10 protein-coding genes, 1 tRNA gene and 1 pseudogene are annotated in these 12,567 nt (G+C 54.3%); 11 read left to right on the top strand and 1 reads right to left on the bottom strand.

Features of this window, described 5'->3' with window-relative positions:
- Positions 1-827 (bottom strand): chloride channel protein (locus ACO5R6_RS04620; protein ID WP_485626014.1); only part of this gene is annotated, 827 nt, incomplete at its 3' end.
- A gap of 254 nt (positions 828-1,081) precedes the next feature.
- Here ACO5R6_RS04620 and argC point away from each other — a divergent pair.
- The 11 genes and pseudogenes from argC (at position 1,082) to ACO5R6_RS04565 (ending at position 12,552) form a co-directional block, all read left to right on the top strand.
- Positions 1,082-2,014: an N-acetyl-gamma-glutamyl-phosphate reductase gene (gene argC / locus ACO5R6_RS04615; RefSeq protein ID WP_485626013.1), complete on the top strand. Its 933-nt coding sequence runs from the start codon at positions 1,082-1,084 to the stop codon at positions 2,012-2,014.
- A 58-nt stretch (positions 2,015-2,072) separates the two neighbouring features.
- A complete protein-coding gene (locus tag ACO5R6_RS04610; RefSeq protein ID WP_485626012.1) occupies positions 2,073-2,762 on the top strand; it encodes an endonuclease III domain-containing protein in 690 nt (229 codons plus the stop codon).
- 691 nt (positions 2,763-3,453) lie between these two features.
- A pseudogene (dtd, locus tag ACO5R6_RS04605) lies at positions 3,454-3,897 on the top strand (D-aminoacyl-tRNA deacylase); the annotation flags it as partial.
- A gap of 90 nt (positions 3,898-3,987) precedes the next feature.
- Complete coding sequence (locus ACO5R6_RS04600; protein ID WP_485626011.1) at positions 3,988-5,316, top strand: carboxylesterase/lipase family protein; 1,329 nt, start codon at positions 3,988-3,990, stop codon at positions 5,314-5,316.
- A gap of 93 nt (positions 5,317-5,409) precedes the next feature.
- On the top strand, positions 5,410-7,188 hold the full coding sequence (locus ACO5R6_RS04595) for a glycoside hydrolase family 2 protein (RefSeq protein WP_485626010.1): 1,779 nt from the start codon (positions 5,410-5,412) through the stop codon (positions 7,186-7,188).
- Between the two features lie 166 nt (positions 7,189-7,354).
- Entirely contained in the window at positions 7,355-8,395 is a 1,041-nt protein-coding gene (locus ACO5R6_RS04590) for a 3-deoxy-7-phosphoheptulonate synthase (RefSeq protein ID WP_485626009.1), read from the top strand.
- 16 nt (positions 8,396-8,411) lie between these two features.
- A complete protein-coding gene (locus tag ACO5R6_RS04585; RefSeq protein ID WP_485626008.1) occupies positions 8,412-9,035 on the top strand; it encodes an NUDIX hydrolase in 624 nt (207 codons plus the stop codon).
- 167 nt (positions 9,036-9,202) lie between these two features.
- Positions 9,203-9,273, top strand: a tRNA-Gly gene (locus ACO5R6_RS04580).
- 369 nt (positions 9,274-9,642) lie between these two features.
- On the top strand, positions 9,643-10,071 hold the full coding sequence (locus tag ACO5R6_RS04575) for a type II toxin-antitoxin system HicB family antitoxin (protein ID WP_485626007.1): 429 nt from the start codon (positions 9,643-9,645) through the stop codon (positions 10,069-10,071).
- A 344-nt stretch (positions 10,072-10,415) separates the two neighbouring features.
- Positions 10,416-10,634 carry a cation transporter gene (locus ACO5R6_RS04570; protein WP_485626006.1) on the top strand — a complete coding sequence of 73 codons (219 nt, stop codon included), beginning with the start codon at positions 10,416-10,418 and terminating at the stop codon, positions 10,632-10,634.
- 37 nt (positions 10,635-10,671) lie between these two features.
- The gene (locus ACO5R6_RS04565; protein ID WP_485626016.1) at positions 10,672-12,552 is read left to right on the top strand and encodes a heavy metal translocating P-type ATPase; all 1,881 of its coding nucleotides are present in this window, start codon (positions 10,672-10,674) and stop codon (positions 12,550-12,552) included.
- Positions 12,553-12,567: the final 15 nt, after the last annotated feature.

Genomic DNA, 12,567 nt, shown 5'->3' with positions numbered 1-12,567 from the left:
AGGGTTAAAAGCAGGAGAATTGCACCAAGAAGGACGGCGCGAAGATAGCGGTTGGGGATGAGCTTCTCGGACCAGGTCTCGGTCTGACGGAAGCAGACGCACTCCAGAATGGAGACCAGGCCTGCGACAGCAGCAAGACCGGCAATCGGAAGAGCAGTCAGGAGGGTGAACGCGGGAATGGATCCCAGGTCGTAGCCCGCATTGGGAAGCCGGAAGAAGTAGATGGCGATGCCTCTGGCTACAAAGGAAGCCACAACACAGGGAACCAGGGCGGCATAATGCATGATGCCGACGGAGACAACCTCCATGGCGAAGATGGCGGCCGCAACGGGAGTTCCGAAGACCGCGGAGAAGACGGCGGACATGCCACACATAATCATGACGTGCTGATTGTGCCGGGGAAGGCGGAAGGTCTTTCCCAGATTGTAACCGATGGATCCGCCTAGCTGGAGAGCGGCTCCCTCCCGTCCGACCGAAGCCCCCAGCATGTGGGAGAAGATGGAGGAGAAGAAGATGGCCGGAATCATCCGCTTTCGGATGTGGTCTCCGGACTGGATCGAGGATATCACAAGGTTCGTTCCGGCGGAATTGTCCCCATCCAGAAGATGGTAGTAGAAAAAGATGGCCGCTCCGCCGATGGGGAGGAGAAAGATCAGCCAGGAACAACTGCTGTGAAGGTCGCTTGCGATCCCGATCCCGATATTGAAAAGAGAACCGATGACACCGGCAATAATTCCGCAAATGACAGCAAAAAAAATCCACTTGAGAGTCATCCAGGTCCGGTCTAAGTTGATACGAGCAAGCTCCTTGATGCGGTCTCGACTCATGGGATCCTCCTTCAGCCGTATGTCAAAGTGCAAGGAAAGAGACTGTGGTGTCTATGGCGCACAGTCCCCGGGTGTTTCTATTATAATTCAGTATAGGAAGAAGGAGAGGCGACTGCAAGTCAAAGGGGAGAATTCCGATGGAAAGGGGAGGAGAAGTTGATGGGGTCGAGGCAGCACTTGTGCTACAATAGCAGACACGCGAAATCGAGACCAAATCGAGACCGATTGCGTCGGAAAGAGGGTTGCAGTAGAGCATGAAGACAAGAGTATATATTGACGGACAGAGCGGGACCACAGGTCTGCAGATCTATGATCGGATCGGGGCCAGAGGAGATCTGGACTTGCTTCGGATTGATGAGGACAAGAGGCATGATCCGGAGGAAAGACGCAAATTCCTCAATGCGGCAGACATTGTCTTCCTCTGCCTGCCGGATGAGGGAGCAAGAGAGGCGGTCTCCTTGATAGACAATGACAGAGTCCGTGTCATTGATGCCTCCACGGCCCACAGGACCGCTCCCGGATGGACTTATGGCTTCCCTGAGCTGTCAAAAGAGCAAAGAGAGAAGATTGCGGCATCAAAGCGTCTTGCAAATCCGGGCTGCCATGCCACCGGGCTGATTGCGGCGGCAGCCCCCCTGGTTCGTCTGGGGATCCTGCCGGCGGATTATCCTCTGACCTGTTATTCTCTGACCGGCTATTCGGGCGGTGGAAAGAAGATGATCGCAGACTATGAGGCGAAAGATCGGGACAGGAGCCTGTCTGCCCCCGGCCTCTACGGACTTAACTTAAGGCACAAGCACTTGCCGGAAATGAAGGAGGTCGCCGGACTTTGCTATGATCCGGTCTTCCTTCCTGTGGTTGATGATTACTACCGGGGAATGGCAACGACCATTCTCCTGCAGAATCGCCTGCTAAAGGGACAGCCGTCTGCCCGGGAGATCCGGCAAGCACTGGCTGACTACTACGGAGGGGAGTTCTTTGTGAGCGTCCGCCCGTTCGCGGAGGCAGGCAGGATCCACGCCAATGGTCTGGCAGGGACCAATCGTCTGGAGCTGATTGTCGGCGGGCGCGGGGATCAGACCCTTGTGACAGCCCTCTTCGACAACTTGGGGAAAGGAGCCTCCGGCGCAGCAGTGCAGAATATGAATATTATGCTTGGCCTGGATGAGACCCTGGGCCTCTTGTGAGAAAATCCGAGAAAAACATCGACAGGGAGTGAATATGACAGGACATCCGAAAGCAAAAATGGCGCAGCTTGCACCGGGAAAAGAGGACGAGAGGGACTTGAACAGAAGAAGAGAACTGGCCCGGACCTGTATCCGTCGGCTCAAGAATCTCTATCCGGATACCAGGACAAGTCTGACCTATGAGGATGCCTGGCAGCTTCTGGTCAGCCTGCGTCTTGCGGCCCAATGCACGGATAAGAGGGTGGACCAGGTGACGCCAAAGCTCTATGCTCTCTATCCGACCATCGAGGCAATTGCCGGGGCCCCGGTGGAGGCCATCGAGCAGATCGTCCACCCCTGCGGCCTGGGCCCATCCAAGGCCAGAGACATCAAGGCCTGCATGACCATGCTTCATGAGGTCTACTCGGATCGGGTGCCGGATACGATGAAGGACTTACTCCGCCTGCCGGGGGTGGGAAGAAAGTCGGCCAATCTGATCCTGGGAGATATCTTCGGGAAGCCGGCTGTGGTGACGGACACACACTGCATTCGCCTCGCAAACCGCATCGGCCTCGTGAAGGACTTAAAGGAACCGGTCAAGGTGGAGCGGGAACTCTGGAAGGTCCTGCCGGACACGGAGGCAAATCAGTTCTGTCATCGCCTGGTCGATCACGGGAGGGCTGTCTGCACTGCCAGATCTCCCAAGTGCGCGGACTGCTGTCTGAGTGATATCTGCGCTTATGGGCAAGCTCTCCTGAAATCAGAATGATACCTGAAATATGTACAATAATTCAGGAGATAAACTGTGCAAACCGCTAAAATTCAATCAAAAGCATTTCCGAACTAAAAGAGATGTTATAATCATTACAAGTAACAACCATCTACGGAATAGGAGAAAGGCCTATGATTAACACATCCGTGATTTCCTTAATGATTGGCAGCTTGGTAATGGCTCTTGTGATTGGCTTGGGCATCTGGTTCAATAAGCTGAATCAGACCCGCTGGAGTTAGGGGGTGAGCGTATGCTGATGGAATTTGCAGTTGTATTTATCGTAGCGGTTGGCGCTCTGGCCATGTATGACTGGATTCGGATGACAAGCAATTAGTCATATGAGAAGTGCATACGCACCTTTCTCGATGAGCGCGGCAGGAAGCCGGTCCTCCGGGACCGGCTTCCTGCTGTATGCAGAGTCCGAGGCGATGCTGTAAACGCAAGGATGTCGTAAGTCGCAGGACTTCCGTCCCGGGAATCTTTTCCGGAACTTCAGATCATTTCCGGGAGCGCTTTTCTTCGGAAAGGCGCTCCTTTCCTATGTCGAAGGGCGTCGGATCCTGACCGGGTGTGGGACAAAGGCTGTGGATCGGAGCTCTTTCAAATTCTTGTAAATAAAGGACTTGATACTATAATAAAAGAATACAGAAAGAAGAATTCTGAATATCTATGAAGAGGTATTTTTCTGATGAAATTTGTAATTCAAAGGGTGGGCCATGCTTCCGTAACCGTAGATGGGGAGAACATTGCCGGGATCGGCAGGGGCTTTCTGGTCTTGATCGGAATATCCCCCGAAGATGACAGGGAGACTGCAGATCAGATGATTCGCAAACTCATCGGAATGCGCATCTTCGAGGATGGAAGCGGAAAGACCAATCTGGCTCTTGCCGATGTGGACGGACAGCTGCTTCTGGTCAGCCAGTTCACGCTCTATGCAGACTGCAGGAAGGGCAATCGGCCCTCCTTCAGCGGCGCTGCCGATCCACGGACGGCAGAGGCACTCTATGACTACATTGTCACTCAATGCCAGCTTCGCATTCCGCATGTTGCGAAGGGAATCTTCGGGGCAGACATGAAGATTGAGCTTTTAAATGACGGACCATTTACCATTGTGCTGGACAGCCGGGAACTCGGCCATCCAGACCGAATGCGTAATGACGCAGCGCCTGCAAAGGGAGAATCCACCCGGTCTGCGGGCGTCAGCGGATAAGAGGGTATATCTATGAAGACCAGGAAGGTGAGAGTGAACGAGGGCATTTTGGAGGGGGAAGAGACTCTGTCCTATGCAGTCTTTCGCGGCGTGCCCTACGCAAAACCGCCCGTTGGACCCCTGCGCTGGAGAAAGCCGGAGCCGCCGGAACCCTGGGAGGGGGTTCGGCAGGCCGTGGCCTTCCCCAATCGGCCGGTTCAAAATGATCAGGGCAAGGGATTCTACAGGAAGGAGTTCTACAGCAATCCGGAGTTTCTTCCCCCGATGTCAGAGGATTGCCTCTACCTCAATATCTGGACCCCGATCAAGAAGAGGGCGGAGGAGGGGGCTTATCCGGTGGCCGTGTGGATTCACGGGGGCTCTTTCCTGGGCGGATATGGCTCGGAGATCGAATTTGACGGAGCGGAGTTCGCCAGGCGGGACGTGATCCTTGTGACCATTAATTACAGACTGGGTCCCCTGGGTTTTCTGGCCTTGCCTCAGCTTGCCGTGGAGAATCCCGAGCAGACGACCGGCAATTACGGTATCTTAGACCAGCTTGCCGCCCTCTCCTGGTTAAAAGACAATATCGGATCCTTCGGCGGTGATCCCAGACGGGTCACTGTCTTCGGGCAGAGCGCCGGGGCCGTGAGTGTACTCACCCTCTGCAACTCCCCCCTGTCCCAAGGCCTCTTCTGTCGGGCTATCATGCAGTCCGGGGGAGGCCTGGACAATGGTCTGATCTATGACCTGCACCGGGAGGAGGCCTATCGGATCGGAGAGATGCTGATGAAAGTCTGTCGCTGCAAGACGCTGGGGCAGATGCGCGAACTTCCGGCAGACGTTCTCTATAAGAAGATGCAGCTTGTCATCGGAAAGATCCGTCGGCTTCCCTTCTCACCCATGTGCGATGAATACGTGCTCCCCGGAACCTATGACGACAATGTGCGAGAGGGGAGGATCGCGGATATCCCCTATATGCTCGGCTCCAATGCCAATGACATTCTCTTGAGACGACACGGGGTCGGCCGCCCGGACGGGCAGCTCTATCGGGGCTGTATTGACTGGGCTCTGGCCAGGGAGGAGACTTCCGACCGGAAGACCTATCTCTATTATTTCAACCGGTCTCTGCCGGGAGACAGGGGAGGGGCATTCCACTCCGCGGAGCTCTGGTATGTCTTCGGGACCCTGGCCCGGTCCTGGCGTCCCTTCGAGGAGTGGGACTACGAGATCTCCAGTGCCATGATCTGTGCCTGGTGCAATTTCATTAAGTACGGTGACCCAAACGGAAGAGAGGGATGCGGGTCTTCTGACTGGAGACCCTATCGGAGGGAGGACCCCTACATCAAGGATTTCGGTTAGACGGCTTGCGGGGCCGGGCAGGTGCCAGAAACTCGGACAGTCAGAGACCGTCCCGCCAGTAAGAAACAACCCGGATATGGGGCAGGAAAAGATATGATGGACACAAGCGCGATTTTGGAGAAAATGCGATATCCCCGTCCGCAGATGGTACGGGACAATTACCGCATCTTGAATGATGGATGGACTTTGGACAAAAAGCCGATTCAGCTTCCCTTCCCGCCGCAGGCGGCTGCCAGCGGTTACATGGGGGAGATCGGAGACGATCTCTGCTATGAACTGAGATTTTCCCTCCGCCTGGGCTGGCACAATCAGAATGGAGAGATGATCCCATACCCTCTGCGGTGCTCGGAGCAAGAAGGCGGCCCAAGAGAGGGAGGCGCAAGGGGGAAGAGGGGGAGGATTCTCCTTCACTTTGGCGCCGTTGATCAGTACTGCCTTGTCTTTCTCAATGACCGGCCGGTCGGAAGCCATAAGGGCGGTTATCTCCCATTTACTTGTGATATCACGGACGCCCTGGGGGAGGACAATGTCCTAAGGGTTCTCGCGAGCGATTCGCTCTCATGGATCTATCCCTATGGCAAGCAGTCAAAGAAGCCCAAGGGCATGTGGTATACTCCGGTCTCCGGAATCTGGCAGGATGTCTGGATGGAAGCAGTCCCCGACCGGTATGTGGACCGGGTCCTGATCCTTCCGGACCAAAAGGGGGCCCTGGTGCGGGCCTATGACGTGAGGGGAGACTTGATGGACATCGACCGGATCAGCCTGTCTCCCTCAGCAAGCCGGGAAAGCGGCTTCACTGCCCACCCTCTCTCCGACGGCTCGGTCCGCCTTGACATGGAGGATCCCCATCTCTGGTCGCCGGAGGATCCCTATCTCTATTGGCTCTGTCTGCAGGTGGGGGAGGACCGGATAAAGACCTATCTGGGACTTAGAACCATCTCTATGGAGGGGGGAAAGGTCTGCTGCAATGGAAAGGCGGTCTACCTGCATGGTCTTCTGGACCAGGGCTATTGGCCGGAGGGGATTTATCTGCCTGCCGGTCCGGAGGGCTATCTGAGGGACATCCGGGGGGCCATGGACCTGGGATTTAACTGTCTGCGCAAGCACATCAAGGTGGAGGCAGACCGCTTCTATTACGCCTGCGACGCCATGGGGATGCTGGTCCTACAGGACATGGTTAACAGCGGCAAGTATGACTTTATGCGGGATACCGTCCTGCCGAACTACGGCAAGCAGGATCGGTTGGATGACCCGGCTCACGCCCTGCGCCTGCCGGGAGAGGAGGAAGAAGAGCGAAGAGCGTTCTTCGAGCAGCATGTGACAGAGACCATCGATCAGGTCAGGAACCACCCCTCGATTATTGGCTACACCATCTTCAATGAGGGATGGGGTCAGTACGATGCAGACCGCCTCTATCAGCTTGTCAAGGGGAGGGATCCGGATCGGCTGGTGGATGCGACCTCGGGCTGGTATGCACAGAAGCTCAGTGATTTCGACTCGCAGCACAACTATCACAGGAGCTTCTGCCTGAGGGCCGGGGACAAACCCCTCTTCCTGTCCGAGTGCGGGGGCTATACGCTGGCCGTTGCGGGCCATTGCATGCGAAAGAAGCGCTATGGATACGGGACGGACAAGAAAAGTTCTGCCGAGCTGCAAGAGGCGATCGAGAGGCTCTATCGGGATATGATTATTCCGGCGATCGAAAGCCAGGGACTGGTGGGAAGTATCTACACCCAGATATCCGATGTGGAGGGGGAGATCAACGGGCTCTTTACCTACGATCGGGCTGTCTGTAAGCCGGACCGGGGACGGATGCGGAAGCTGGCAGATGAGTTGGAGGCGGCTTTCCGGCAGGCACTCGGGGAAGCGTAAGAGAGTCCTAAAGAGTACGGAGCGGGCGAAAAAGGTGCACCTGAGGTTTATTTCTGTTACACTGATAGGGCTTTTTTGGAGGCGCTAAGCCCTGCCTGAAATAGGGAGAGGATCAAGATACTGCCAAGAGCATGTGAAGCAGAACTATCATTGAGGAGATATAACCATGGATATGGATATGAATTTTCGCAGGAAGCTGCCCATTCCCAAGGAGATCAAGGAGCAGTTTCCCCTCTCATCCGAAAGGGCGAGAGATAAGGAAAAGAGGGACGAGGAGATCGCTGCCATCTTGCGGGGAGAGAAGAATAAGCTTCTGCTGGTGATCGGCCCCTGCTCTGCGGATAATGAGTCGGCGGTCTTAGACTATATGATTCGCCTAAAGAGGGTGCAGGATCGGGTGGAGGACAAGATTCTCATGATCCCGAGGGTCTACACGAACAAGCCGAGGACGACCGGACTCGGTTATAAGGGCATGCTGCATCAACCGGATATTCACAAGCCGGAGGATATGCTGGCCGGTATTCTCGCAATCCGAAGGATGCATATGCGGGTGGTCGAGGAGACCGGTTTTACTTGCGCGGAAGAGATGCTCTATCCGGAGAACCACCGCTACTTGTCCGACCTGCTCAGCTATGTCGCCATCGGAGCCAGGTCAGTGGAAGACCAGCACCACCGCCTGGTGGCCTCGGGACTCGGAATCCCTGTCGGCATGAAGAATCCGACCTCAGGTGATTTCTCCGTTATGATGAACTCGATTATCGCAGCCCAACATGGGCATGATTTTCAGTACCGGGGCTGGGAGGTGAGCACCCCGGGGAATCCCTATGCCCATGTCATCCTCCGCGGCTATGTGGACCGATTCGGGATGAACCACGCCAATTACCACTATGAGGACCTCCGTCGTGTCGCAGACCTCTATGAGGACCAGGGGAATCTCAAATACCCATCCATCATCGTCGACTGCAATCACAATAACTCCGGGAAGAAATACCTGGAGCAGATCCGCATTGCTAAGGATGTCATGCACTCCTGCCACGTCAATACGGATATTCGCGGCCTTGTGAAGGGCCTCATGATTGAATCCTATCTCGAGGACGGAGCCCAGGGCATCGATGGCGGGGTCTATGGAAAGTCGATTACAGATCCATGCCTGGGCTGGGACAAGACAGAGAAGCTGATCCTGGATCTGGCGGATCTGGTAGAGTGAGCAGGCGGGCAATCAGATGAAGACATGGCATCAGGACCTCTTTCTTGACCGATGGTCCAAGGAACGGCCCAGACTCCTGGGCTTTGAGGGGGAGAGAGAGTCCGCAGTGGCAATTCCCCTGGTAGAGACGGAGAATGGACCCGGCATCCTCTTTGAAGTCCGATCATCCAATCTGCTGGCCCAGCCGGGGGAGATCTGCTTCCCCGGCGGCGGAATCGAGGGAGAGGAGAGCCCGGCCGAAGCGGCGGTCCGGGAGTGCTCGGAGGAACTTCTGATCTCTGCGGACCGGATACATCTGCTGACCCAGTTGGACGGGACCCTGGGGCCCAGCGGCGGTCCCATGTGGGCTTTCCTGGTCCGACTGGAGGATTATGAGGGGACCTATTCGAGAGATGAGGTGGAGGAGGTCTTCAGCCTGTCCTTTTCGGAGCTGCTTGCGGCAGAGCCGGTCATGCACAGTGTCTCTATGAAGCCGGTCCCGGATGACGGATTCCTGGATTTGATCGGGCATGCCTATGGCTGGAAGGGAAGGAAACAGTCCATGCCCTTCTATCGCTTCGGTCCCCACCTGATCTGGGGGGCGACCGGACGGATCCTGAAGAATTTCCTGGATCGGATCCGGGCTACAGAAGAGATCTGATTTCAGAGAAAAAGGGTTTCAGAGAAAAAGGATTTCAGAGTAAAAGGATTTCAGAGGAGGATTCCGGGGGAGGGATCCTCCGAAATATCATCCGGTCTTGCGGTGTGAATGAATTTATGATTGCAGTTGCTATGTCAAATGAGTATAATAACTATGTCAACTGACATGCAGGATTAGTACATCGGTAGTACATCAGCTTCCCAAGCTGAGGAGGCGGGTTCGACTCCCGTATCTTGCTTTGTAAAAGCCCCTGTTTCAAGGGCTTTTTCTTTTTGAAGGTCATGTTTTGAAATCGAGTCATCTAAAATGATATGAATCCCAGCATTTTCTCGGTCGGCACGGTCTGAAAATATTAAATGTAGCAGCAGTCAAAAGCCTTTTCATGTCATCATCAATAAGCTTCCTTGAAAGGAGGCCATGTTTGTATGTGAGAGCAATTGACATACGCATAAAAGGCGCATAAAATAAAGACAATAAGCGAGGAGAGCAGATCGAGAAATCATTCCAAGACATAGAGAAGTGAATGAAAGTCTGGCCAGGTCAATTCTTAAAAAATGGGGGCTCTGATAGGGGCTATTTCTTTATAGTATAAAATCAGGAGGATGCCATGAAAAATAAAGTGATATATCCAACGCTAATCAAACAGTATGATAATGCATATCTGGCCTATATCCCGGATTTGGATATTATGACGGAGGGCAAAGATGAATATGATGCGATTTCTATGGCCAGGGACGCAATCAGTCTGCTCGTCATGTCTTTGCAAGACGAGCATAAACCGGTCCCTTCCCCCTCATCGGCACAAGCTGCCATTGCATGTGCCGCGAAAAGAGCAGACGAAGAAACAAATTTTACGGATGCTATGCTTACCTATATTGACGCAGACGTTGCGGCATATCGTCTAAAGTACCGAAATCACGCCGTTAAAAAGAATTGCACGATTCCTGCCTGGATGAACGAGGAGGCAACCGCTTTAGGGTTCAACTTCTCTCAAATTCTCCAGGAGGCCTTGGCTCAAAAATTGGGAACAAAATAATCCACTGAATTGGATTAGGAGTAAATTGATTTCTCGGTTTCGACTCCCGTGTCTTGCTTCTTTGAAAGTCCCTGATTCAGGGGCTTTTTCTTTTTGAAGGCGTATGTTTTGTGGGCATATTTCGGCCAAAGAGCTTGAAATACAAAGCGGCAAGGGCTTCGGAGAGGGGATGAGATTTTCTGCTTGACAGGTCATTGGGAAGCAAGTATCATCTAAATATAAACACATGAGCATATAAGCATATATAAATCCGAAAAGGGATTCGGGCTTACTTGATGACTTGTGTGTTGAAGGAGGGAACAGGCAGAGTACAGATCGGATTCATCCGAGGAGAGGAGCCTATCATGACAAAGTCCTACAAGATTGAAGTTGACTGCGCAAACTGCGCCAACAAGATGGAAGAGGCGGCGCAGAAGACACCCGGAGTCAAGAGAGCCACGGTCAACTTCATGATGCTTAAGATGAAGATAGAATTCGAAGAGGGGGCAGACCCCGCACAGGTTATGCCCCTGGTTCTCGCCAGCTGCAAGGACGTAGAGGATGACTGCGAGATTTACTTCTGATTCGCCGAGGGAGAGCTTTATGCGTTATTTCCGTGACTTGAGTCATAAACAGCAGAGGGCGTTCAGAAATATTCTGATCGGGGGCCTCCTCTGGATTGTGATTGCCCTCCTTCCCCTTCCGGGGGGAAAATGGGAGTATGTCCGCAGGGGACTCTATCTGATCCCCTATTTCCTTCTGGGTTGGTCCGTGATCAAGAGCGCCTTTCGCAATGTTGTCAAAAGACACCCCTTAGACGAGGCCCTGCTCATGGGAGTGGCCACGATCGGAGCCATGGCCCTGGGGGATTTTCGCGAGGGCGTGGCGGTAATGCTCTTCTATCAGATCGGAGAGTTCTTTCAGAGTGTCGCTGTCGGTCAGAGTCGGAAGAATATCACGGCCCTGATGGATATCCGCCCGGACTACGCCAACCTCCTGCGGGAGGACGGATCCACAGAGAAGGTGGATCCGGAGGAGCTGGAAATCGGATCTGAGATCCTCGTGAAGCCCGGCGAGAAAATCCCCATTGACGGACTCGTCCTGGACGGGACTTCCAGTCTGGATACGGCCGCTCTGACCGGGGAGTCTGTCCCAAGAGAAGTGAGTCCCGGTTCGAACGTCCTGTCCGGATGCATCAATCAGTCCGGGCTTCTGACCATCCGGACGACCTGTGAATTCGGGGAGTCCACCGCCTCCAAGATCTTAGACATGGTAGAGAATGCCTCATCCCATAAGTCCAGATCCGAGAACTTCATCTCCAAGTTCGCCAGATATTATACTCCGGCGGTTGTGTACTCTGCCCTGGCTCTGGCGTTTGGGGGCCCTGTCGTGCGCCTTGTCATGGGACTTGCACCCGACTGGGGCGACTGGATCTACCGGGCCCTGACTCTCTTAGTCATCTCATGTCCCTGCGCCATTGTTGTCTCCATCCCCTTAAGTTTCTTCGGGGGACTGGGAGGAGCCTCTTCCTCCGGGATCCTCATCAAGGGGTCCAACTATATGGAGACCCTGTCCAAGGTGAAGACTATTGTCATGGACAAGACCGGCACCATCACCAAGGGATGTTTTGAGGTCAGCGGTCTCCACCATGCGATCTTTGACCATGACCAGATGCTTCGGCTGGCGGCCCATGCAGAGGCCAACTCCTCCCATCCGATTTCAAAGTCTCTGGCAGAGGCCTATGGGAAGCCGATTGACTATACCGCCATCGGGGAGGTCAAGGAGATCTCGGGCCAGGGTGTGATCGCAGAGGTAGATGGGCATGAGGTCTCCTGCGGGAACAGCAAGCTGATGGACACGGTGGGAGTAAATTTCCTGGAGTGTCACTCCGTGGGGACCATTGTCCACATGGCTGTGGACGGCCGTTATGCCGGCCATATTCTGATCGCAGACCGAGTCAAGGAGTCCTCCAAGGAGGCAATGGCAAGGCTTAAGTCCCTTGGCGTGAGAAGGCTTGTGATGCTGACCGGGGATGAGGAGCGCGTGGCCGGGAATATCGCCGGACAGGTGGGCATTACGGAGGTGAAGGCCGAGCTTCTGCCCCAGGATAAGGTGGCTGCCCTGGAGGAGATCCTTTCCGAGAAGAGGGAGAAGGAGATGGTTGCCTTCGTCGGCGACGGAATCAATGATGCTCCGGTATTGACCCGGGCCGATATAGGCATTGCCATGGGAGCCATGGGGTCAGATGCCGCCATTGAGGCCGCAGATGTGGTCCTGATGGACGATGACCCCTTGAAGATTGCAAAGGCCATCCGCATTGCGCAAAAATGCATGCGGATTGTCTATGAGAACTTAATCTTCGCCATCGGAGTCAAGCTGACCTGTCTGGTCTTAGGGGCTTTCGGTATTGCAAATATGTGGCTTGCGATCTTCGCGGATGTGGGAGTGATGGTTATTTGTATTCTGAACGCAATTCGAGTACTCTTTGTAAAGAAACTGTAGAAGGTCTCCATGAGG

Source organism: Shuttleworthella sp., from assembly GCF_057251025.1.
Note: the sequence above shows the minus strand (reverse complement) of the source record. Positions and strands in the feature narration are given on the sequence as shown.

Coding starts and splice junctions, on each gene's coding strand:
- argC (WP_485626013.1), top strand. CDS start 1,082: ATGAAGACAAGAGTATATATTGACGGACAGAGCGGGACCACAGGTCTG.
- ACO5R6_RS04590 (WP_485626009.1), top strand. CDS start 7,355: ATGGATATGGATATGAATTTTCGCAGGAAGCTGCCCATTCCCAAGGAG.
- ACO5R6_RS04570 (WP_485626006.1), top strand. CDS start 10,416: ATGACAAAGTCCTACAAGATTGAAGTTGACTGCGCAAACTGCGCCAAC.
- ACO5R6_RS04575 (WP_485626007.1), top strand. CDS start 9,643: ATGAAAAATAAAGTGATATATCCAACGCTAATCAAACAGTATGATAAT.
- ACO5R6_RS04600 (WP_485626011.1), top strand. CDS start 3,988: ATGAAGACCAGGAAGGTGAGAGTGAACGAGGGCATTTTGGAGGGGGAA.
- ACO5R6_RS04610 (WP_485626012.1), top strand. CDS start 2,073: ATGGCGCAGCTTGCACCGGGAAAAGAGGACGAGAGGGACTTGAACAGA.
- ACO5R6_RS04585 (WP_485626008.1), top strand. CDS start 8,412: ATGAAGACATGGCATCAGGACCTCTTTCTTGACCGATGGTCCAAGGAA.
- ACO5R6_RS04595 (WP_485626010.1), top strand. CDS start 5,410: ATGATGGACACAAGCGCGATTTTGGAGAAAATGCGATATCCCCGTCCG.